We start from the raw sequence: 20480 nt of genomic DNA on the forward strand, positions 1-20480 counted from the left end.
TCCGCGGCCCGGCCCCGCCGGGCGGACGTCGGTCACCCGCGCAGCGGACGGGCATCGGCCGACGCACCGTCCGCGCCCACCGGGCCGGTGCGCGGCGCCGGCGGACCGGTCCGTACGGACGGTGCCACCACGGTCGTCCGCGGATGGGTCCGGCCGCGCTTGCCGCGGGCCGGGCCGCCGTCCGTCAGCCGGCGCAGTGACGGGCCGCGGCGACCCTTGTCCAGCACGGCGCCCAGAATGTGCCCGCCGGCCCCGGTGATCAGCTCCCACACCCGGTCCAGATCGTCCCGGCGCACCTCGTTGAGGTCGCAGACCACCACCACGCCGGCGCCCTGCTTGGCGACGGCCAGCCCGTCCGCGTGCGAGAGCAGCGGCCCGGTGACCACCACGACCCGCTCGTCCGGGCCCGACGGTGCGTTGAGCAACTGCGCGAACTGCGGCGAGGACAACACCCGGGCCGGATTGGGGACTTCACGGCCGGGCAGCAGCTCGAACCGGCCGTCCACCCCCGCCTCCACCACGAGCCGTTCGCCCTCCGCCCAGCTGCCCGGCACCGGCCGGCCGTGGCCGGGCCGCAGCGGCAGCCGCTGGGCGAGTCGCGGCGTCCGCAGATCCGCCTCCACCAGCAGGATGTCGTTGCCGATCTCGGCGAACGCGCCGGCCAGGTTCACCGCCACCGACACCGCCTCCGCGTTCTCCCGCGGGGAAACGATCAGCAGGCTGCCCGTACCGGAGAACCGCAGGTCGTGCATGAGCCGGAAGGCGATGGTCCGATAGGCCTCGGCCCGGTTGCCGTGGCCGGAACGGCCCACCTCCAGCACCTGCTCGCCGCCCCGCCGGCGCGGCAGGATGCCCAGCACCGGAGCCCGCAGATTGTCCTGCACATCCGCCACCGACCGGACCCGCGGCTCCAGCACCGAACGGACCCATGCCGCCAGGATCCCCAGTACCAGCCCCGCCACCGCACCGGCGAGCAGCAGCACCGCCAGACCGGGGCTGGACGGGAAGGCCGGCGGATCGCCCTTGCGCACGATGTCGCCCGGCGTGGTGTCCAGCGACTTCAGACTGGAGATCCGGCCCTGCAGATCCGCGATCTGCGACACCAGGTCCCGGCGCTCGGACTCGTCGGCGGCCCGGCCCGCACCGCCGCCGGCGTCCGCGATCCGCCGGTCCAGCACCTTCCGCTGCGCCATGAGCGGCTTCAGCTCGTCCCCGAGCTTGCCGACCGTGGTCCCGATCCGCTGCTTCGCGGTGTCCTGACGGTACGTCAGATATGCCTGGACGAACGCGTTGACCAGCGACGCCGCCCGGTCCGCGGAATCCGCGCTGTATTCGAACAGCAGGGTCTGGGTCTCGGGCGGATTGCTCACCCGCAGATCGCGCTGCAGAACGGCCGGATCCGTACGTTCCCCCAGGGCCTTGGCCGCACCGGCCGCGACCGACGCGCTCTGCGCGATCTGCCGCTCGGTGCCCATGCTGATCTGCTTGTCCGCCGAGACGCCGCCGGCCTCGAACGGCGCGGTGCTGATCGCATGCACCACCACCTCACCCGTCGCCGTATAGGTCGGCCCGGCCAGCACGAACACCGCACCGCCACCGAGCAGGCCCAGTACCAGGCCGAGCAGGATGAACGCCCGGTACCGGAAGAGCTGGCGCAACTGATCACGGATCTGGTCCGGCTCCTCCGCGGGCTCGTCGAAGACGCTCACGTACGTGTTCCTCCTGTGCATAGCGACGGTGCGGTGCGGTCCGCCGGGGCCACCGACTCCGGCGCGGCCGCGGGCGGGGACGAACGCCCCGGTTTGCGGGTGATCAGCAGCGGGATGCACACCAGCAGCGCGAGCGGTCCGACGATCGCCATCAGGCTGCCGCGCAGCAACACCAGCTGGTAGAAGCCGAACGCCGGGACCAGCAGCGCCGCGAGCGTGCCCCGGTGCCGCCGCAGCCGGTGCCGCAGCGCGTCGATCCGCCGCCCCACCGCGCCGATCAGCCCGAAGACCGCGACGACCGAGGGGAACCCGGCCCACAGGTACGACTCGATCCACAGCGGCGCGGAGAGGTTCTCGAAGGTGTACCCCGCGTGCCGGGCGAGCAGGATGCCCGCGTCGTCCGGCTTGCCGGGCCAGGCGGCGCGCGGCACGAAGAACAGCGGCGGCCCGAGCGCGGCCGTCGGCGTGAAGCCATGCGTACGGACGTAGTCCACACCCGTCTCGATCTGCTGGAACGCGTCGTAGTCCCCGTTGGACGTGAACTGCTCGGCGAGCGAGACGATCCGCACCGGCTCCCGCTTGTCGTAACGGAAGTAGTCGCTGTACGGGAACACCACCAGCACCACCGCCGCGACCGCCGCCGCGCCGACCCGGAACGCCCGCGGTCCGCGCAGCCACGACGCGCCGAAGACCAGCGCCAGCAGCACCGTGCCGGCCCAGAACCGCGGCTGGCTGACGGGGTTGTTGACGATCACATTGACCGCGGCCAGCAGCGGCAGCAGCAGCCAGCGCAGCCCGCGCAGAATCCGGTCACCGGCCCGGAACCGCGGCACATGCACCAGCGCCACCAGTGCCCAGAACGCCGGCACCGACAACAACCAGGCCGACATCGCCCGGTCCGCCGACCCCGACGGCTCGGCCAGCGCCGCCGCCTCGTTGGCCGCCTGCCGGCTGAGGAAGAACGCGGCCAGCCCGCCCTGTTGCGGGATCAGCACCACCGCCAGCAGCAGCGCCGCCCCGCACAGCAGCAGCACCCGCCCGGGCGCCAGCCGCCGCGCGAGCACCGGCTCCAGGAGCGCGGAACCCCGGCCGGCCCGCCAGGCGGCCACCGCCGACCCCGCGCTGTACGCCAGAAGTCCCGTCTCCACCAACACCGTTGAGACGAACGCGGTGTGCGCATCGACCACGAACCCGCGCGGATACGCGTCCGTGGCGAGCATCGCCAGCGGCGCCAGCCCCAGCCACACGTAGGAGAACAGCCAGAAACCGAACGCGATCAGCCGGGCCCGGACGTCGGTCAGCACCCGCGCCAGCGCCGCACCGGAGTGCACCACCACGACGCACTGGACGGCGAGCGCGGCACCGAAGCGGGCGTCCAGCGACCGCAGCACCAGCAGCGGCAGCAACACCACCAACAGCAACGCCCAGCAGCCCAGCGCGGCCACCGCACGCCCGGGCCCGCCGGCCGTCCGACGCCCCGCCCTCACCCGCCCACCTCCCCCAACTCCCCTGCAGCGGCCCACAATCTAAGCGACATCGGATGACAAAGTCGGCTTCGGGACACAATCGCAACCCAATTCACAGTCCACAACGCCCTGTCCGCTTCTACGATGACCGGCACAGCCTGAGGGGGGCATCCGTGGAAGACTCGTTCGACGGCCGGTGCGTCCTGGTCGTCTCGACCAACTACGCACCCGAGCACACCGGCATAGGGCCGTACTCGACGCAAGTGGCCGAGCACCTCGCCGCGTCCGGCGCCGACACCCACGTCCTCGCGGGCCTGCCGCACTACCCGTCCTGGCGGGTGGCGGAGGGTTACCGGGGCCGCTGGCGGATGCGGGAACACCGCGGCGGGGTGACCGTGCACCGTCGGCGGCACACCGTCCCGGCCCGGCAGACCGCGGCCCGCCGGGCGCTGTTCGAGGCGAGCATCCTGGCGCACGGCGTACTGGCGCCACCGCCGGTCCGGCCCGATGTGGTGCTCACCCAGATGCCCACCCTGGCCGGGGGAGTGCTGGGCGGCCGGCTGGCCCGGCGGGCCGGGGTGCCGCACGTCGTGGTCGTCCAGGACCTGATGGGCGCGGCCGCCGAGCAGAGCGGCATCCAGGGCGGGGGCCGGGCCGCGGCCCTGGCCGGAGCCGTCGAGGCCCGCGTCCTGCGCGGCGCCGCCGTCGTCGGGGTGGTGCACGAGTCGTTCGTCGCCCGGGTCACCGCGATGGGGGTGCCCCGCGAGCGGATCCAGGTGGTGCCCAACTGGACGCATGTGACGGGCCCGCGCGGCGACCGGCAGCGGACCCGGGACCGGCTGGGCTGGACGGCCGACGAGACCGTGCTGCTGCACGCCGGCAACATGGGCCTCAAACAAGGGCTGGAGGTCCTGGTCGAGGCCGCCCGGCTGGCCGACCGCGAAGCCGCGCCGGTACGCATCGTGCTCATGGGCGACGGCAACCAGCGCGCCGCCCTGCAACGGCTGGGCGCCGGTGTCCGCGCGCTGTCCTTCCTCCCGCCGGCCGGCGCCGAGGAGTTCCCCGAGGTGCTCGCGGCCGCCGACGTGCTGGCCGTGACGCAGAAGGCCTCCGTGCTCGACATGAGCCTGCCGTCCAAGCTGACCTCGTACTTCATGACCGGCCGGCCGGTGATGGCCTCGGTGGCGGCCGAAGGCGGGACCGCCCAGGAGGTCCTCCGCTCGGGCGCCGGCACCCTCGTCGCACCGGAGGACCCCAAGGCGCTGCTGGCCGAGGTCCGCGCGCTCGCCGACGACCCCGCACGGGCCGCCGGGCTGGGCGCCCGGGGCCCCCGGTACGTCGAGGAACGGCTCAGCAGCCGGGCCGGGTTGGCGCGGATCACCGCCCTGCTGCACCTGGCCACGGAAGGCCGGGCCGCCGGCCGCTAGGCACGCGTTCGTGAGGTACGGGCGGCGGGGCCGGGACCCCGCCGCCACCCGGCTCACCCGCCTCCCGCGAGGCACCGGTAGTGCTCCTCCAGCCGGTCGGCCACCGCCGCGAGCGAGAACTCCTCGTCCAGCGCCGCCAGCCCGGCCCGCACCACCCGCTCCCGCAACGCCTCGTCCTCCAGCAGCCGCAGCACCGCATCGGCCAGCTGCTCCGGCGAACCGTCGGTCACCAGGGCCGCCCCACGGCGCCGGAGCGCACCGGCGATCCCACAGCGGTCCGTACAGACCACCGGCGTGCCGACCGCCAGTGCCTCCAGCACGCTCATCGGGAAGGGCTCCTCGACACTCGGCAGCACATACACCGCGGCCCGCGCGGTCCGCGCCACCGCGGCCGCATGGTCCAGCGCACCGCCGTACGTCACCACCTCATCGAGGCCCTCCTCGGCGATCAGCCGCCGGACCGCGTCGAGCCGTCCCTCGTCGGCGCCGTTCATGGGGAACGTCACCTCGGGACGCTTGCGGTGCACCAGCGCCGCCATCCGCACGAACGCCTCGGGCCGCTTACGGGCCTGCAGCCGGGCCAGGAACAGCACCTCGGGCGGCAACCGCACCACCGCCTCGGTCGCCCCCGACCGCACCCCGTTGTGCAGCCTGACCAGCCGCGGACCACGCGGCCCCAGCACCCGCCGCAGCCCGGCCTCCTCCTCGTCCGTGAGCACCAGTGCCACGGCCGCCCGCCGCAGCAGCGGCACATAGACCCGGTCGAACAGCCGGGCCACGGCCGACGACCGCGGCTGGACCATGCCGTGCGTCTGCACCACGAACGGCCGGCGGCGCAGTACGGCGACGGCGAGCGCGGCCAGCGACACCAGATCGCGGCCGGCATGCAGATGCAGGGCACCGGCCCGGCCCGCGGCGCGCCACAGCAACGGCAGCAGCCCCGGGTGGAACAGACCGAGGAACCCCTGCCCAGGGACGAGCGTGCGGGCGGTGCGGGCCCGCAGCGGCACCCCGTCCACGGTGCGCGGCGGGCCGCCCCGACCGCGCCACAGCCCGATCAGCTCGACCTCGTGGCCGCGCGCGGCCAGTTCGGCCAACTGCCCGGTGGCCACGCTCACCGGCCCGCCGTACGCCCCGTCGTCGCTCACCAGGGTCACGACATGGCTGATCCTCACCGGGCACCTCCGGTGGTGTGCACGGCTCCCGCGGGCACGTCCCGGTGGGCGACCGCGCCCGCACCGACCACCGCGCCCGCACCGACGGTCACCCCGCGCAGCACCATGGCACGGGCCGCCACCCACGCGCCGGGCTCCAGACGGATCGGCCCGTTGTCGAACTCGAAGGTGGGGGACCGGCGTTGATGGCTTCCGGTGCACAGCACGGCGCCCTGGGACACACAGACGTCATGGCCGATCGTGATCGGCTCCAGAGTGATCAGCCAGGCGTCCTCGCCCACCCAGACGTCGTCGCCGATGGTGAGCTTCCACGGCCACTGCACCCGCACCCGGTGGCGGATCAGCACCCGGTCCCCGACCCGCGCGCCGAACGCCCGCAGCACCGCGGGGCGCAGCCGCGGCGGGAACCACCACTTGACGAAGAACAGGTTGAGCACGGCGAACCAGAGGGCCTGGGTCAGCAGCCCGCGGCCCTTGTCGTAGCCGGCGCCGGTGAAGCCGCGCAGCCGGCGGGCGGTGGCGGGAGCGATCATCGGTCCACCCGCACCCGGTGGCCGGAGCGCTCGTCCTCCAGCTGCCGTATGTCGGACTCGACCATGATCCGCGCCAGCTCGTCGTACTGCACCTTCGGCGACCAGTCCAGCAGCCGCTTCGCCTTGGACGCATCGCCGATCAGCGCGTCCACTTCACTCGGACGCTCGTACTTCGGGTCGAACCGGACACTGCGCTCCCAGTCCAGCCCCACACAGTCGAACGCGGCGTGCAGGAAGTCCCGTACGGTCGCGGGCACCCCGGTCGCCACCACGTAGTCGTCGGGCTCGTCGCGCTGCAGCATCAGCCACATGGCCTCCACGTACTCGGGTGCGTAGCCCCAGTCGCGGACGGCGTCGAGATTGCCGAGATAGAGGTGCTGCTGCAGACCCGCCTGGATACGGGCCACCGCGCGGGTGATCTTGCGGGTGACGAAGGTCTCGCCGCGCCGGGGGCTCTCGTGGTTGAACAGGATGCCGTTGACCCCGAACAACCCATACGCCTCACGGTAGTTGACCGTCGACCAGTAGGCCATGACCTTGGCGCAGCCGTAGGGGCTGCGGGGATGGAAGGGCGTCGACTCGTTCTGCGGCGGCGGGGTGGCGCCGAACATCTCCGACGACGACGCCTGGTACAGCCGGGTCTGCACACCGCTGGCGCGGATGGCCTCCAGCAGCCGCAGCGCGCCCAGCCCGGTGACGTCGCCGGTGTAGAGCGGGGCGTCGAAGGAGACCCGGACATGGGACTGCGCGCCGAGGTTGTAGACCTCGTCGGGCTGCACGTCACGCAGCAGGTTCACCAGCGCCACCCCGTCGGACAGGTCGACGTGGTGCAGCAGCAGCCGGCGCCCCGGGGTGTGCGGGTCCTGGTAGATGTGGTCGATGCGCTCGGTGTTGAAGCTCGACGAGCGTCTCATCAGCCCGTGCACCTCATAGCCCTTGCTCAACAGCAATTCCGCGAGGTACGAACCGTCCTGGCCGGTGATTCCGGTGATCACGGCAGTTTTGGGCATGGCTTCTGACATGACTTCCCCCCACGAGAAACATTGGTGACTATTTCCTGAAATGGCCGGTGGGCGTCTCGGATCCACTGCCACAATCCGGACCATGGATGACTTGCTGCCCCCGCCCGCCCGGGTCTTCGTCGCCGGCCACCGGGGCCTGGTCGGCTCCGCCGTGGCCCGGCGGCTGTCCGCCCGGGGTTACGACGTACTGACCCGCCCCCGTACCGCACTCGACCTGCGCGACGCCGCCGCCACCGCGGACTGGCTGCGCACCTCCCGGCCCGACGCCGTCGTCCTGGCGGCCGCCAAGGTCGGCGGGATCATGGCCAACAGCACGCAGCCGGTGCAGTTCCTGGAGGACAACCTGAGCATCCAGCTCAGCGTCATCGCCGGCGCCCACCAGGCAGGTGTGCGCCGGCTGCTGTTCCTCGGATCCAGCTGCATCTACCCCAAGCACGCACCCCAGCCCATCACCGAGGACGCCCTGCTCAGCGGGCCGCTGGAGCCCACCAACGAGGCGTACGCGATAGCCAAGATCGCCGGCCTGGTGCAGATCCGCTCCTACCGCAGGCAGTACGGCGCCTCCTTCATCTCCGCCATGCCGACCAACCTCTACGGCCCCGGCGACAACTTCGACCTGGAGACCTCGCACGTCCTGCCCGCACTGATCCGCCGCTTCCACGAGGCGAAGGAGCAGGCCCGGCCCGAGGTCACCCTCTGGGGCACCGGCACTCCCCGGCGCGAATTCCTGCACGTCGACGACCTGGCCGCGGCCTGCGAGCTGCTGCTGCGCCGCCACGACGGCGAGGACCCGGTCAACGTCGGCTGCGGCGAGGACCTCACCATCGCCGACCTGGCCTCCTGCGTCGCCTCCGTCGTGGGCTACCAGGGACGGATCTCCTTCGACCCGTCCCGCCCCGACGGCACCCCGCGCAAGCTCCTCGACATCAGCACGATGCGCTCCCTGGGCTGGTCGCCGACCATCCCGCTCGCGGACGGCATCGCCGAGACCTACGCGGCCTGGCAGTCGCAGCCGGCCGCGGTGTGAGCCCGCCGGGCCCCGGGTGGGCGACCGGCGGACGCTCCCACGAGCGCCCGCACCGGCCGCACACCCGGGCCGGCCGGCCCGCTCAGTACGCACCGCGGCCGTCCAGCACCGCCCGGACCGTACGGGCCAGCACGCCGATGTCCCGGCCGTAGGACCAGTTGTCCACGTAACTCAGGTCCAGCCGGACGGTCTCGTCCCAGGAGAGGTCGGACCGCCCGCTGACCTGCCACAGGCCGGTCAGGCCCGGCTTGACGGACAGCCGGCGCAACTCCGTCCCGTCGTACCGCTCGACCTCCTCGGGCAGCGGCGGCCGCGGACCCACCAACGACATATGTCCGGCCAGGACGTTGAAGAGCTGGGGCAGTTCGTCCAGCGAGAGCCGGCGCAGCACCCGGCCCACCCGGGTCACCCGGGGATCCCGCCGGATCTTGAACATCGCCCCGTCGTGCTCGTTCGCCGACTCCAGCGCCGCCCGCATCCGGTCGGCGGTCACCACCATCGTGCGGAACTTCCACATCCGGAACGGCCGCAGATCGCGGCCGACCCGGATCTGCCAGTAGAACACCGGGCCGGCCGAGGTGAGCCGGATCGCCGCCGCCACCAAGGCGAACAGCGGCGCGAGCAGCACCAGTAGCAGCAGCGCCCCCACCCGGTCCGTGGTCTGCTTCAGCAGTACCGGCAGCCCCCGTCGTGCCGCCGGCTCTATGTGCATCACCGTCAGCCCCGCGGCCTTCGCCAGCCGGACCCGGTGCCGGGACACATCGATCAGCCCCGGCAGTATGGCCAGATCCCGTCCCTCGTCGTGCAACGCCCAGGCCAGCCGGCGCACCCGCGCGGCGGACATCCGGCGGCCGGGCGCCACGAAGACCAGATCGGCGTCGAGTTCGGCCGCACACCGCAGTACGGTCTCGCCGTCCCGCGCACCGTCCGGCCCGTCCCCGTCGAAGGTGAGCCGGGCCGGCACCGGAAGCGCCGAGTCGGTGTCCTCCTCGCCGACCAGGCAGCCCCCGACGACCACGTACTCGTGGTCCGTACGGTGCGCCAGCTCCTCCAACACCAGGTCGACGGCGCCCGGTTCGCCGACGAGCAGCACCCGGCGCAGTGCCTGGGCTCGGCGGCGCACCCGCTGCAGATGGCGGTGCATGAGCTTGCGCCGCAGCACGGCCAGCGCCAGCCCCGGCAGCAGCGCGAGCACACAGATCTGGGTGGCGGCATCGATCCGTGCCGCGACACAGGTGACGGCGAGCACGCCCAGTACCGTCAACCAGTCCCGCAACAGCGGCAGTACCGCACCACTGCCGCCCAACTCATCTTTGGAGTAACGATTCTTTGCCGCTCCCACGGTCAGCCAGGCGGCGCCGGCGAGCACCGCGAGGAGCAGCGGATGCGGTTGCCGGGTCGCGGCACAGACCGCCCCCATCGGCACCACCGCACCGAGGAGGTCGGCGGCCAACGCCACCTGTAACAGCCGCTGTTCGGTGGATCGGTGCCTGCCTTCCTCGCGCCGTCGCGATGTGCGTTCCAGCTCGGCTGTCCCGGCGGATGACGCGATCACCCGTGATCCGGCAGCTTCGAACAACCCCATGGCCCCCCACTTGGTCGTCCCCTCACGTCCCGGCGCGGTCGGACCCCCCGGTACGCGACCGCCTCCGTGTCGGAGGTGAACGCTAGAGCACGATGCGCCCGACTGCTGTGGTTTACCTATTTTGAGTGTTCTTGTGCCTCGTTGTTTACAAGCGGGTGCCGTCATGCTCCACTTCCGGCCCGTGCGGGAGCAAGAGACGCAGGGGCCCCGGGGATGTGATCCAGCCCCGGGGCCCACGCCGTTATCGCGTCAGATGCTCAGCGCCGGTGACACACCAGGTGCGTCCGGTGCCAGGTCCGGGTCCAGTAGCCCTGGTGGAAGCGGCCGAACCGGTCCCGCCCGGCCCGGTGCCAGACCCGGACCCAGTGGCCGTGAACCGTGCGGCAGTGGCTCCGGTAGATGTGCCTGGACACCGTGTGGTCGCCGTGCTGCGGCGCCGCGGCCGAGGCGGAACCCACCGAGGAGAGGGCCATGCCCCCGGTGAGGGCAACGGTGGCGGCGCCCAGTGCGAAGGCGCGCTTGAATCCGTCAAGCATTGAGGATCATGCCTTTCTGCATTGCCATGCTGCGAGATGCCCCGGCTCTGGCCGGGCAGGAAGGAGAATGCACCCGCGGATCGGTACGCACCCGGTCAACACCGAGGGCTTTACCGAATTCAGACATAACGCAAAAGAGGCCGATAATCCGACTGATGAGCCCGGAGGGCGGGGTGTTACTGCAACCCGGTCTGCGACTTGCTGAAGAGCACGCCCTCGGAATAGAAGAACACCGCGTTGCTGCTGCCGTCGGCGCCGTAACACGTCCATGTCACGGGGTAGTTGTCGGCGCGCTCGGTCTTGTTCTCCTGCTGGCAGGTACTCGCGTGGCGGAGCAGGGTTTTCACGCTGCTGCCCGCCTTGATCTCGTTGAATTCGGCGAGGGTCAGCGGGTCACTGGCGATGGCGATGCCTTCGTAGGCGCCGGCGGCCACGAGGAGGCCGAGGGTGCAGAGGCCGGCTATCGCGCTCTTCTTCACGGGTGGGGTCGTCCTTGTGTGGCGGTGGTGACGAGGAGTGTGCGCAAGGAGCGTAGCCGTCCCGCCCGCTTCCCGGCACCGGACCGGCGAGCTGTATCACAACCGGTGTCCTCCGGGGCCCCGGCGCCGTAGCGTGGGCGGGCCACCAGAAAGTTGGCGATATTCCGCACAACGCGGGTAGACGCACGAGTGTTCCAGAAGATCAGCCCGGTTCGGAGAAGGGGGGAAGCGGTGACCCAGGCAGCGTCCCACGTACCGGCCACGGCCGCGCAGGCACGCGATCGCGTCAGCGACCTCTTGAAGGCCCATCCCGGCCCCGTGGAGGCGATGAAATACACCGACGCCCTGCTGATCACGTCCGAACTGGTCACCAACGCCCAGCGCCACACGGACGGCCTGATCGCCTTCACCGCGCGCATCACCGGCAACCGCCTCGCCCTGCTCGTGGAGGACACCAGTCCGCACCGCCCCGTGACGGCCTCCCGCCACGAGCCGGGGGACATCGGCGGCTACGGCTGGCCCATGGTGTGCCAACTCGCCGCCTCCGTCACCATCGTCCCCACGGCTCGTGGCAAGGCCATCAGCGTCACACTTGACCTGATGTGAACCGACATGCCCTGAGTCGATACGACTCGGGCTGACTCAGGTCGACTCGGACCGACTTGGCCTTACCAGGCCTGATACGGCCCGGGTTGGCCCGACGGGAGAGGGGCCCGGGGCGGCCGCGCTCAGGTCCGCCCGGACTGCGGAATCCGTTCGAGCAGCCCGCGCAGATCGTCGGCGTGCTCCTCCTCCTGCGCCAGCAGGTCCTCGAACACGCGCCGGGTGGTCGGGTCGCCGTCGCCCAGCCACTGTGCGATCTCCGTGTACGCGGCGATGGCCACCCGTTCGGCCACCAGATCCTCCTTGATCATCTCCACCAGGTCGGCGCTCGCGTCATAGCCCGCGTGCGCCCGCTGCGTCAGCGTGTCCGGATGAAAATCGGGCTGCCCGCCGAGTTGCACGATGCGCCGGGCAATCTTGTCGGCGTGTTCCTGTTCCTGCGTGGCATGCTCCAGGAACTCCGCCGCGACCGGCTCCGAATAGATCCCGGATGCGGTGTAGTAATGCCTCTTGTACCGCAGCGTGCACACGATTTCGGTGGCCAGCGCCTCGTTCAGCACCTGTAGCACGCGCTCCAGATCGGCGCCGTACGCATCGGTCACCGGGCCCTTCTCGATTTCCTGGCGGGCCCGGGCACGGATGGTTTCGATGTCGGTAAGGAATTCAGTCATGACTTTTCTCCCTTTCCAATGATCGACTTCCGCTGATCGTATTCCGCTGGTCGCCCATTTCAGGTGAGGGGACGCGGCCGGCAAGAAGGAGCCGGCCTTCGCTTCATGCCGGTCTTCGCCATACCGGCCCTCGCCATACCGGCCTAGACGTGCCAGCTCACCGTCCCGGTGGCCGTCGACAGGACGACGAGCAACACGAGGTCGAGCACACCGAAGGCCAGCCCCAACCAGGCCCGCAGCCGGCGGATCGTCCCGCGGCGGAGCGCCAGCACGCCGAAGACCAGCGCGCACGGACCGAAGAAGACATTGAAGACCAGGCTCCCCAGCAGCCCGCAGACGAACGAGGCCACGGCCATGCGGTCGGCCTGCGGGTGCGGACCGGTCTTCAGCGGAATCCAGGTCGACGTCATCGGTGCGCTCCCTTCGACGTGGTCGTCGCCTTGCGGCGCTCGCGGACGAAGAACACCGCCAGCCACGCCGTGATCGCGATCCCGGCGACGACCGTGACGGCCGCGGGGACATGTCCCGCGGTCCCCAGCAGTACGCCGAAGAGGAAGAGTGCTACGACCAGGAAGAGCATGGTGTGCCTGTGCCTTTCCCCAGGGGCCGGCAGACGCACAGCGCGCTGTCGGCGCGGACGGGCACCGGCCGCTCCATTGCGGCGGCTTGCACGAACGCTGGTACCCGGAGATCGCCGAGAAAATCAGCCCGGCGCGGCGGAGATTGCCCCCTCCCCGGCCGGCCCCGGGGGCCCGGCCGCCCTTTCACCCCCACCCCGTACCGGTTGCCCTTCCCGCCCTCGTCCGGGACGCCCAGGCGCTCGTTCACGGCGTCCGTCCACACCGCCCGAACCGGGCCCCGACCGCCATCGGGTCTACGCTCGCCGGAGCGGAATGAGCACCCAAAAGCGGACCGCAAGACGGACCGAAATACGGGCCGAATGACGGCCGCATGACCGGCCGCATGACGGCCGAAAAGACGCACTACAAAGGCGGACGGGAAACGGACCGCGAAGGCGGACGGGAAGGGGAGGGCACATGGGGAAGGAAGGGACGACCGGAAGCGGTGGCCCGGACGGCGGGGGCACCCTGGTGGACCGGCACATTCGGACCGTCGACGACGTACTCCGGCTCCTGGACGGGCTGTTCGCGCCCGAGGCCGATCGCTGGACGGCCGGGGCGGCCTCCTGGTGGGACGGTTTCTACGCCGACCGCTCCAAGCCGGTGCCGTTCTTCGCAGCGAAGCCCGACGAGAACCTGGTCTCGTACCTCGACCGCGGCCTGGTGACGCCTGGACGCGCGCTCGACCTGGGGTGCGGGCCGGGCCGTAACGCCCTCCACCTCGCCGCCCGGGGCTTCCGGGTGGACGCGGTGGACCTCTCCCCGGCGGCCCTCGCCTGGGCCGAGGACCGCGCCCGGGAGGCCGGGGCCGACATCACCTTCCGCTGCGGCGACGCCTTCGCCCTCGTCGGATCCGACGACGCGGCCGAACTCCGGGGCCCGTACGACCTGATCTACGACTCCGGATGCTTCCACCATCTGCCGCCGCACCGCCGCATCAGCTACCTCGCCCTGCTCGACCGCGCCCTGGCCCCCGGTGGCCATCTCGCGCTCACCTGCTTCGCGCCGGACGGTGAGCGCGGCGGCTCCCAGCTGGGCGACGCCGACCTCTACCGCCGGTCCGCCGGCCTGCACGGCGGACTCGCCTACCCCGCGGAGTCCCTGCGCCGGATCTTCGCCGGTCTGACGGAGGTGGAACTCCGCCGTATGCACGACGAGCCGCGGGACTCCCCGCACTTCGGCGAGCCCTTCCTCTGGACGGTTCTGCTTCGCCGCGGCACCCGCCCGTAACGGTCGCCCGGGGGTATGCCCGCTAACAGAGGCTCAGGATCGCCTCGGCGGTGAACTCCGGTGCCTCACGGGGCGGGAAGTGGCCGATTCCGCTGAGGACTTGACGGGTGTAGCCGTCGGCGAACAGCTGGTGCTTGCCGGCGGTGGTGCCCAGGAGGTTGTCGGCGTCGTCCGCGCCGTGCAGCACGATCGTCGGCACCTGGACCGGGGCCGGGGCGGCGAGGCGTTCCTCGACGGTGTCGTACGCGGGGTCGCCGGGGGCCTCGCCCCAGCGGTGGAGGTAGGCGTGCACGGTGACATCCGCCCAGTCGTCGTTGTCCCAGGCCGCGGCCGTCTCCTCGAACTCCTCCTGGGAGAAGTCCCAGCCCGGGGACCAGGCCGTCCACAGGTAGTGGCAGAAGGCACGCCGGTCCTGCACCATGGCCTTCCGGCCGCGGCCGGTGGCGACGAACCACTCGTACCAGTACGCCTGCGCCAGCGCGTAGGGGAGCGGTGCGTCCGGGCGGTGGGTCGCGTACCCGGCCGACATCGCCGCGATGGCGCGTACCCGCTCCGGCCAGAGCGCGCCGACCACGTACGCGGCGCGGGCGCCCCAGTCGTGCCCGGCCAGTACGACGTCGCCGAGGTCCAGCGCGTCGAGGAATTCGCCGAGGTCGGTGCCGAGCGCCGCGATCTGCCCGCTGCGCGGCCGGGCCGGGTCGCGGAACTGCGTCGGGCCGAATCCCCGCAGGTACGGGCGGTAGACGCGGCATCCGGCGGTGTGCAGGGCGGGCAGTACGCCGTCCCAGCAGTGGATGTCGTCCGGCCAGCCGTGCACCGCCACCACGGGGCGCCCGTTCTCGGGGCCGCTGACGGCATAGGCCGTGTCCAGCGTGGGCGTGCGTACGGTCCTGACGTCCAGTTCGGCCCCGGCTCCGCTCGCCGCCGCCGTCCCGGTCTCGCGTTCCGTCACCGATGGGCCTTCCGCAGAGTCGAGTCGTCGGATCACGGGGCTCGCCCCCTGCGACGGTGCGGCGTGCCCCCTGCGACTGTGCCAAGCGGCCCGGCTCCCGCCCGTCATCGACACGCACGGCACGGCGGTGGCCCGGCGGAGGGGGAATCCGCCGGGCCACCGCCTCACACTCTGCGGGCTCTGCCCACCTCGCCGCCGCTGTCGCCGCCGAAGCGGCCGTGCGGCGCGGTCATCGCTCCATGGCGTCCCGGGCCTTCTCGCCGGCCTGACGCAGATCGCCCTTGGCCCGTTCGGCCCGGCCCTCCGCCGTCATGCGCTCGTTGCCCACGGCGCGGCCGACGGTTTCCTTCACGGCGCCCTTGACCTGCTCGGTCTTGGCGGACGTCTTCTTGTCGGCAGTCATGGTCGTGCTCCCTCGCTGTTGAGCCGTTCCTTGACGAAGAGCCGCCTGCCCGGCACGGCCCCGGGCAAACACAGACATCGTTCCGCCCGTACGGGGCACATGTCCGTGGTCGTTCCACGACGGAAGCCGCCCTATGGAGGGAGACGACACCACCGATGAGCGAGGACCACGAGTTCGAGCACGCCCACGAGCGTCACCACGACCGGGAACGCCGGCACGAGTACGAGCAGTGGCAAGCCCGCACGGTCCGCCGCCCCGAGGACGTCCCGGTGACCACACCGCTGTCCTGGATGGCGGAGAAGCACTTCGCCCACGGGGAGCGGCTGGCCGACCGCCGGCTGCCCGCCGCCTACCGGGGTCCCGAGGAACGGGGCGATGCCGGGGACGCGCTGGCGCAGCTGGCGCTCGGCGTCCGGATCGCCCGCACCGTCGAGCAGTACCGCGCGGAGACCCTGCACGAGGCGCTGCAACTCGGCGCCACCTGGCGCCAGATCGCCACCGCCCTCGACCTCGGCACCGACGAGGCACGCGGCATCCTGCGCAGCCACGCGGACGGCCAGCTGCGGCTGTACGAGAGCGAGCACAGCGGGGGAGCCGGGCTGCTCGGCATGAGCCCCGAGCAGCACCGGGCCGCCATGGCACTGACCGAACTGGGCGATGACGAACCCGCGACGGCCCCCGCCTCCGCGGCCCCGGCGATCACCGGGTGACCGTCACCGTCGGCCTCCCGTCACCGTCTCCTCCCAGTCGATGCGGTGGAAGTGGAGCGGGCGGAGCATCTGCTCGGGGGTGGGGAAGGCGGCCGCGGCCCCGAGGTCGGCCTTACCGGCCTTGACCTCGTTGGCGGCGGCCGCGTTCCGCCCGATGGCCTCCACCCGCTCACGGCGCAAGCCGACGTAAGCGGTGAACGCCTCGCCGGGCGTGGGCAGATCGCGCAGGCAGCGGGCCAGTTCGACCGCGCTCTCGATGGCCAGCGAGGCGCCCTGGCCCGAGCTGGAGGACGGGGCGTGTGCCGCGTCGCCCACCAGGACCATGCGGCCGCGGTGCCAGTGCGGTACCGACGGCATGCGTTCCATCCGGCCGACGGCCATCAGCAGGTCGGGGTCGGTGTGGTGCAGCAGCCGCTCGCCCGGTACGTGGCCCGCGAACGCCGCGCGCAGCTCGGCCAGCCACTCGGCGGACGGGACCCGCGCCATGCCGGCCGGCTCCGGCGGGGTGTCGGTCGGCAGTCCGGCGAACCAGATCAACCGGCCGTCCGGGCCCCGCCAGTAGCCGATGAAGGTACGGCCGAAGGCGAAGTACATCGTCCCTGGCTCGGCGTCGACCCCGCTGTCCGTGGCGTACCCGCCGAAGCTCAGCACACCGCCGTACTCCGGCTCGGGTGCCCGCGGGTCGATCAGGGTGCGGACGGTGGAGCGGATGCCGTCGGCGCCGACGAGGAGGTCGGCGGTCGCTGACGTACCGTCGGAGAACCGGGCCGTGACCCCGTCGGGGGTCTCCTCGGCGCCCACCAGCCGTTTGCCGTAGCGGAACGAGATGCCCTGGTCGGCGGCGTGATCGGTGAGGGCCCGGTAGAGCGCGGCGCGGGGCATGGCCAGGGTGGGGGGCAGCTCGGCGAAGCCGTCGAAGGCGGCGAAGCGGTGCCCGGCGCCGTCCGCCATGACCATCCCGGGCACCGGCTGCCCGAGGGCCTCCACCGCCTTGTCCGCGCCGATCGTCCGCAGCGCCGCAAGGCCGTTGGGGGCCAGGGCCAGCCAGGCGCCCACGCCGTCCGCGGCCGTGGGATAGGCCTCGTACACCGTGGCCGTGATGCCCGCCCTGCGCAGCGCGAGGGCGGTGACCGGGCCCGCCACCCCGCCCCCGATGACCAGTGCCGTGCGCACGACCGCGCTGCCGCGTCGGTCCTGGATGCCGTCGAAGCTCATGTTCCCCTCCCAAGGATGCGCCCGCTGGGCAGCGGGCTCCTGAGCTCCATAGTTGCACTGCACCTAGTCTCAGTGCAACTAGTCTCGGCTCCACTACGCTACCGGCATGACCGCTCCCGTGAAGAGTTCGCCGCTCGCCCTCACCGTCCTGGCGCTGCTGCACTACAAGCCGCTGCACCCGTACGGCATCCAGCAACTCATCAAGCAGTGGGGCAAGGAACAGGTGGTCAACGTCGGCCAGCGGGCCGGTCTGTACCGGACCATCGAGCGGCTGCACGCGGGCGGGCTGATCGCCGTCCGGCAGACCGAGCGCGACCAGCAGTACCCCGAGCGCACCGTCTACGAAGTGACGGACGAGGGCCGGGCGGTGGCCCGCGAGTGGCTGGACCAGATGCTGGCGGTCCCCAAGGGCGAGTTCCCCGTCTTCCCGGCCGCCCTGTCCAACCTGCCCATGCTCACCCCGGCCGAGGCGCTGGACGTGCTGGAGCGGCGCGCCGAGCGCCTCGCGGCCCAGCGCGCCGACCTGGCGTCCCAACTGGCCGTCCACACCGGGGACGGCGTCCCGCGCGTCGCCCTCATCGAGCACGAATACCTGCTGGCCATGGTGGAGGCCGAGGAACGCTGGGTCCGCGCGGTGACCGACGACCTGCGGGACGGCGGCCTGACCTGGTCCCCGGAGATGCTCGCCGCCTTCGACGAACAGCAGAACTCAGGGGATTCTTCGGGCGGTTGAGCCGGCCGGAGCCGGCCGTCCTCCCCGCTCGGCGATGAACCGCGGCCCCGGGCCTTGGTCCGCTCACTTGCACGTCTGCCGGTGTTCCCCGGCCGGGCAACGGCTAAGATCGGCGGGATGGTTGGCGGGTGGCCGCCTGGGTCGGCCGCGGCGCGCCGCAGGAACCGACCCGCTGGACGGAGGACCGGTGACCCCCCATTCCCTGGCGTTCTATCTGGACGTCGTGACGTCCGGAACGGTGCTCGGCGCGCAGCCGACCGATCAGCCCGACCGGGTGACCGGCATCCTGGGAAAGGACTTCGCCGAGAACCGCTCCGGTCGTCACCACCTGTGGCGGGACTACGGCCTGGCGGAGTTCTTCTGGCAGCGCGAGTCCGGCAACGGTCCGTGGGCCGGGCACCACTTCACTCTGCAGGTCCACCGGCTCGCCCATGGCGGAAAGGTCGTCAACGGAGAAATCCTGTCCCGGTACGGGCGGTTCGCCCGCCGACTGCGGTTCGGGAAACTGCAGCGGCTGCTGGCGAACCGCGGAACGGCGCTGCGGGAGATTCCGCCGGGCCCGGGTCAGGATCCCTGCTACCGCCTGTTCTGGAACCCCGTTTCCTGGACGTGCGTCACCGTGATCGCTGCGAAGGAGCGGTACCGGACGCCGGACGACCTGCAGGTCGGGGATGTCTACAGCATCACTGCGCCGATGACTCCCGAAGAGGTGGCGTGGCGGGCTGCCCGGTAGTGCCGGTGGTCTCGCGGTCGTAGGCCGCGACCGCGGCGCGGTCGACCTTGCCGTTGGTGTTCAGCGGGAGTTCGGCGAGGTGGGTGAAGGAGCCCGGGATCATGTAGACGGGCACCAGGCGGCGCAGGAAGGCGGTCAGTTCGGCGGCCGTGGTGGGCTCGCCCGAGTAGTAGGCGACCAGGACGGAGTCCTCACCGGTCTCACGGACCAGCGCGACCGCGTCCCGTACGGCGGGGTGCCGGGCCAACGCGGCGTCCACGTCGCCGAGTTCGATGCGCTGGCCCCGGACCTTGACCTGATGGTCGAGGCGGCTCAGGAACACCAGGGCACCGTCCTCGACCCGGACCCGGTCACCGGTCCGGTACCAGTGCTCCCGGGTCAGCGGCGTGGTCCCGTCGTGGATCACCGCGCGTTCGCCCGGGCGCCACTCCAGGAACCGGCCGATGTTGTCGGCCGGTTCCAGATAACCGTCGAAGCGCTGGCTGCCGCGGAGGCACAGCTCACCGGTCTTCGCGGGCTCGCCGGCATCGTCGAGGACGATGTAGTCCAGGTGGTCCGGCACCCGGCCGATCGGCAGCGTCCCGTTGGAACCGGCCGGTCGCAGCGAGCTGCCGCTGCCCAGCTCGTGTGCCGTGGAGACGATCGCGACCTCGGTGGGGCCGTACAGGTTCCACAGCCGCGCGCCGGGCGCGGCCGCCGCCCACTGCTCGGCCTGCTCGCTGAGCAGCCGTTCGCCGCCGAACATCACCCCGGCCATGGTCGGCATCGAGTCCGGGACCAGCGCGTTCGTCCGGGCCGCGATGCTGCCGACGGACGGTACGCAGAACCAGCGGGTGATCCGCTTGGCGCTGACGAAGGCCGACGGGCGCACCACGTCGTTCGGCCGCGGGACCACCAGCGCCGCACCGACCGACCAGGTCGTGAACAGTTCGAGCACCGCCACGTCGAAGGAGAGCTCGACGTTCTGCGACAGGCGGTCCTCGGGGCCGAAGCCGTGCTCCTCGACCAGCCACCGGAGGGTCGGCAGGACGTTGGCGTGCCGGATGGGAACGCCACGCGGCCGGCCGGTCGACCCGGAGGTGTAGAGGACGTAGGCGATGTCCTGGGTGGAGAGGGGGGCGACGGGGGAGGGGAGCCCGTCGTCGGGCCCGTGTGTGCGCAGCCGGGTCAGCTCGGCGGAGGTGAGGGCGAGCACGGGCGGCAGCGGCGTGCCGTCCTCCGCCGCCTGGGCGGTGAGGAGTTGGGCCGCCCGTGCGGACTCCTCGTCGGTGACGATGAGGTCCAGATCCGTGGTGGCCGTGATGGCCAGGATGCGGGAGGCCGGGAACGACGGGTTCAGCGGTACGACGGCGGCGCCGGCGCGCAGGGCCGCCAGATATCCGGCGTAGGCCGTCAGACTGCGGGCCGCCAGCAGGCCGACCTTCGCGGGGCGCCCGGCACCGCGCTCCGTGGCCGCGGCGGTCAGCCGCTGCGACAGACCGGCCGCCAGCCGGTCCAGTTCGGCGTAGGTGAGGACCTCGTCGCGGACCTCCAGCGCGATCCGCTGCGGATGCCGCTCGGCGCTGGCGGCGAACAGTCCGAAGAGGGTGGGGGCGAGCGGGTGCGGCGTCGTGGGGGAGGGGGCGGCGGAGGTCATCGGAGGGTCCTGTTC

22 protein-coding genes are annotated in these 20480 nt (G+C 72.1%); 7 read left to right on the top strand and 15 right to left on the bottom strand.

Going from position 1 to position 20480, the window contains the following annotated elements; translation table 11 throughout:
• Positions 1 to 32 precede the first annotated feature (32 nt).
• Both ACFV1J_RS00700 and ACFV1J_RS00705 read right to left on the bottom strand, forming a co-directional pair.
• On the bottom strand, positions 33 to 1709 hold the full coding sequence (locus ACFV1J_RS00700) for a lipopolysaccharide biosynthesis protein (protein WP_385855007.1): 1677 nt from the start codon (positions 1707 to 1709) through the stop codon (positions 33 to 35).
• Positions 1706 to 3196: a hypothetical protein gene (locus ACFV1J_RS00705; RefSeq protein ID WP_385855008.1), complete on the bottom strand. Its 1491-nt coding sequence runs from the start codon at positions 3194 to 3196 to the stop codon at positions 1706 to 1708. Before ACFV1J_RS00705 ends, ACFV1J_RS00700 begins: the two co-directional genes overlap by 4 nt.
• 152 nt (positions 3197 to 3348) lie before the next feature.
• On the opposite strand from ACFV1J_RS00705, the gene ACFV1J_RS00710 reads away from it, so the two are divergent.
• A complete protein-coding gene (locus tag ACFV1J_RS00710; RefSeq protein WP_385855009.1) occupies positions 3349 to 4602 on the top strand; it encodes a glycosyltransferase in 1254 nt (417 codons plus the stop codon).
• Between the two features lie 53 nt (positions 4603 to 4655).
• Here the strand turns inward: ACFV1J_RS00710 and ACFV1J_RS00715 are convergent, their stop codons facing one another.
• The 3 genes from ACFV1J_RS00715 to gmd are packed head-to-tail and all read right to left on the bottom strand — an operon-like array spanning position 4656 to position 7320.
• On the bottom strand, positions 4656 to 5759 hold the full coding sequence (locus ACFV1J_RS00715) for a glycosyltransferase (RefSeq protein WP_385855010.1): 1104 nt from the start codon (positions 5757 to 5759) through the stop codon (positions 4656 to 4658).
• Between the two features lie 14 nt (positions 5760 to 5773).
• Entirely contained in the window at positions 5774 to 6310 is a 537-nt protein-coding gene (locus ACFV1J_RS00720; protein WP_385855011.1) for a DapH/DapD/GlmU-related protein, read from the bottom strand.
• A complete protein-coding gene (gene gmd, locus ACFV1J_RS00725) occupies positions 6307 to 7320 on the bottom strand; it encodes a GDP-mannose 4,6-dehydratase (RefSeq protein WP_385855012.1) in 1014 nt (337 codons plus the stop codon). The genes ACFV1J_RS00720 and gmd overlap by 4 nt, the downstream gene beginning before the upstream one ends.
• Positions 7321 to 7414: 94 nt before the next feature.
• On the opposite strand from gmd, the gene ACFV1J_RS00730 reads away from it, so the two are divergent.
• Positions 7415 to 8359 carry a GDP-L-fucose synthase family protein gene (locus ACFV1J_RS00730; RefSeq protein ID WP_385855013.1) on the top strand — a complete coding sequence of 315 codons (945 nt, stop codon included), beginning with the start codon at positions 7415 to 7417 and terminating at the stop codon, positions 8357 to 8359.
• Between the two features lie 82 nt (positions 8360 to 8441).
• Here ACFV1J_RS00730 and ACFV1J_RS00735 read toward each other — a convergent pair whose 3' ends face one another.
• The 3 genes from ACFV1J_RS00735 to ACFV1J_RS00745 all read right to left on the bottom strand — a co-directional run bounded on the left by ACFV1J_RS00735 (position 8442) and on the right by ACFV1J_RS00745 (position 10959).
• Entirely contained in the window at positions 8442 to 9779 is a 1338-nt protein-coding gene (locus ACFV1J_RS00735) for a sugar transferase (protein WP_385855418.1), read from the bottom strand.
• 422 nt (positions 9780 to 10201) lie between these two features.
• The gene (locus ACFV1J_RS00740) at positions 10202 to 10480 is read right to left on the bottom strand and encodes a hypothetical protein (RefSeq protein ID WP_385855014.1); all 279 of its coding nucleotides are present in this window, start codon (positions 10478 to 10480) and stop codon (positions 10202 to 10204) included.
• A gap of 176 nt (positions 10481 to 10656) precedes the next feature.
• Positions 10657 to 10959 carry a hypothetical protein gene (locus tag ACFV1J_RS00745; RefSeq protein ID WP_385855015.1) on the bottom strand — a complete coding sequence of 101 codons (303 nt, stop codon included), beginning with the start codon at positions 10957 to 10959 and terminating at the stop codon, positions 10657 to 10659.
• 231 nt (positions 10960 to 11190) lie between these two features.
• Here ACFV1J_RS00745 and ACFV1J_RS00750 point away from each other — a divergent pair, with 231 nt between their 5' ends.
• Complete coding sequence (locus ACFV1J_RS00750; protein WP_385855016.1) at positions 11191 to 11565, top strand: ATP-binding protein; 375 nt, start codon at positions 11191 to 11193, stop codon at positions 11563 to 11565.
• Positions 11566 to 11687: 122 nt separating this feature from the next.
• Here the strand turns inward: ACFV1J_RS00750 and ACFV1J_RS00755 are convergent, their stop codons facing one another.
• The 3 genes from ACFV1J_RS00755 to ACFV1J_RS00765 all read right to left on the bottom strand — a co-directional run bounded on the left by ACFV1J_RS00755 (position 11688) and on the right by ACFV1J_RS00765 (position 12813).
• Complete coding sequence (locus ACFV1J_RS00755) at positions 11688 to 12233, bottom strand: bacterioferritin (protein ID WP_385855017.1); 546 nt, start codon at positions 12231 to 12233, stop codon at positions 11688 to 11690.
• Between the two features lie 143 nt (positions 12234 to 12376).
• Positions 12377 to 12643: a DUF4190 domain-containing protein gene (locus tag ACFV1J_RS00760; RefSeq protein ID WP_385855018.1), complete on the bottom strand. Its 267-nt coding sequence runs from the start codon at positions 12641 to 12643 to the stop codon at positions 12377 to 12379.
• Positions 12640 to 12813 carry a hypothetical protein gene (locus tag ACFV1J_RS00765; RefSeq protein WP_385855019.1) on the bottom strand — a complete coding sequence of 58 codons (174 nt, stop codon included), beginning with the start codon at positions 12811 to 12813 and terminating at the stop codon, positions 12640 to 12642. The genes ACFV1J_RS00760 and ACFV1J_RS00765 overlap by 4 nt, the downstream gene beginning before the upstream one ends.
• Positions 12814 to 13324: 511 nt before the next feature.
• Between ACFV1J_RS00765 and ACFV1J_RS00770 the strand changes: the two genes are divergently transcribed.
• Entirely contained in the window at positions 13325 to 14083 is a 759-nt protein-coding gene (locus ACFV1J_RS00770; protein WP_385855419.1) for a class I SAM-dependent methyltransferase, read from the top strand.
• A 22-nt stretch (positions 14084 to 14105) separates the two neighbouring features.
• Here ACFV1J_RS00770 and ACFV1J_RS00775 read toward each other — a convergent pair whose 3' ends face one another.
• Both ACFV1J_RS00775 and ACFV1J_RS00780 read right to left on the bottom strand, forming a co-directional pair.
• Positions 14106 to 15035, bottom strand: coding sequence for an alpha/beta fold hydrolase (locus ACFV1J_RS00775; protein ID WP_385855020.1), 930 nt, complete (start codon positions 15033 to 15035; stop codon positions 14106 to 14108).
• A 229-nt stretch (positions 15036 to 15264) separates the two neighbouring features.
• On the bottom strand, positions 15265 to 15438 hold the full coding sequence (locus ACFV1J_RS00780) for a CsbD family protein (protein ID WP_385855021.1): 174 nt from the start codon (positions 15436 to 15438) through the stop codon (positions 15265 to 15267).
• 155 nt (positions 15439 to 15593) lie between these two features.
• On the opposite strand from ACFV1J_RS00780, the gene ACFV1J_RS00785 reads away from it, so the two are divergent.
• The gene (locus tag ACFV1J_RS00785; RefSeq protein WP_385855022.1) at positions 15594 to 16148 is read left to right on the top strand and encodes a hypothetical protein; all 555 of its coding nucleotides are present in this window, start codon (positions 15594 to 15596) and stop codon (positions 16146 to 16148) included.
• A gap of 3 nt (positions 16149 to 16151) precedes the next feature.
• Here ACFV1J_RS00785 and ACFV1J_RS00790 read toward each other — a convergent pair whose 3' ends face one another.
• Positions 16152 to 17363: an FAD-dependent monooxygenase gene (locus tag ACFV1J_RS00790; RefSeq protein WP_385855023.1), complete on the bottom strand. Its 1212-nt coding sequence runs from the start codon at positions 17361 to 17363 to the stop codon at positions 16152 to 16154.
• 106 nt (positions 17364 to 17469) lie between these two features.
• Between ACFV1J_RS00790 and ACFV1J_RS00795 the strand changes: the two genes are divergently transcribed.
• Positions 17470 to 18096, top strand: coding sequence for a PadR family transcriptional regulator (locus ACFV1J_RS00795; RefSeq protein ID WP_385855024.1), 627 nt, complete (start codon positions 17470 to 17472; stop codon positions 18094 to 18096).
• A 187-nt stretch (positions 18097 to 18283) separates the two neighbouring features.
• Positions 18284 to 18829, top strand: coding sequence for a hypothetical protein (locus ACFV1J_RS00800; protein ID WP_385855025.1), 546 nt, complete (start codon positions 18284 to 18286; stop codon positions 18827 to 18829).
• On the opposite strand, the gene ACFV1J_RS00805 is transcribed toward ACFV1J_RS00800, so the two are convergent.
• On the bottom strand, positions 18780 to 20465 hold the full coding sequence (locus tag ACFV1J_RS00805) for an amino acid adenylation domain-containing protein (RefSeq protein ID WP_385855026.1): 1686 nt from the start codon (positions 20463 to 20465) through the stop codon (positions 18780 to 18782). The two genes, ACFV1J_RS00800 and ACFV1J_RS00805, sit on opposite strands and share 50 nt — an antisense overlap.
• Positions 20466 to 20480 lie beyond the last annotated feature (15 nt).

It is taken from the genome of Streptomyces sp. NPDC059649 (assembly GCF_042734445.1).
Taxonomy (GTDB): domain Bacteria; phylum Actinomycetota; class Actinomycetes; order Streptomycetales; family Streptomycetaceae; genus Streptomyces.

Bases quoted from the DNA above. Each gene is read 5' to 3' on its own strand.
- ACFV1J_RS00785 (WP_385855022.1), top strand. From the start codon at position 15,594: ATGAGCGAGGACCACGAGTTCGAGCACGCCCACGAGCGTCACCACGAC.
- ACFV1J_RS00720 (WP_385855011.1), bottom strand. From the start codon at position 6,310: ATGATCGCTCCCGCCACCGCCCGCCGGCTGCGCGGCTTCACCGGCGCC.
- ACFV1J_RS00780 (WP_385855021.1), bottom strand. From the start codon at position 15,438: ATGACTGCCGACAAGAAGACGTCCGCCAAGACCGAGCAGGTCAAGGGC.
- ACFV1J_RS00730 (WP_385855013.1), top strand. From the start codon at position 7,415: ATGGATGACTTGCTGCCCCCGCCCGCCCGGGTCTTCGTCGCCGGCCAC.
- ACFV1J_RS00755 (WP_385855017.1), bottom strand. From the start codon at position 12,233: ATGACTGAATTCCTTACCGACATCGAAACCATCCGTGCCCGGGCCCGC.
- ACFV1J_RS00805 (WP_385855026.1), bottom strand. From the start codon at position 20,465: ATGACCTCCGCCGCCCCCTCCCCCACGACGCCGCACCCGCTCGCCCCC.
- ACFV1J_RS00740 (WP_385855014.1), bottom strand. From the start codon at position 10,480: ATGCTTGACGGATTCAAGCGCGCCTTCGCACTGGGCGCCGCCACCGTT.
- gmd (WP_385855012.1), bottom strand. From the start codon at position 7,320: ATGCCCAAAACTGCCGTGATCACCGGAATCACCGGCCAGGACGGTTCG.
- ACFV1J_RS00790 (WP_385855023.1), bottom strand. From the start codon at position 17,363: ATGAGCTTCGACGGCATCCAGGACCGACGCGGCAGCGCGGTCGTGCGC.
- ACFV1J_RS00795 (WP_385855024.1), top strand. From the start codon at position 17,470: ATGACCGCTCCCGTGAAGAGTTCGCCGCTCGCCCTCACCGTCCTGGCG.
- ACFV1J_RS00760 (WP_385855018.1), bottom strand. From the start codon at position 12,643: ATGACGTCGACCTGGATTCCGCTGAAGACCGGTCCGCACCCGCAGGCC.
- ACFV1J_RS00765 (WP_385855019.1), bottom strand. From the start codon at position 12,813: ATGCTCTTCCTGGTCGTAGCACTCTTCCTCTTCGGCGTACTGCTGGGG.
- ACFV1J_RS00735 (WP_385855418.1), bottom strand. From the start codon at position 9,779: ATGGGGGCGGTCTGTGCCGCGACCCGGCAACCGCATCCGCTGCTCCTC.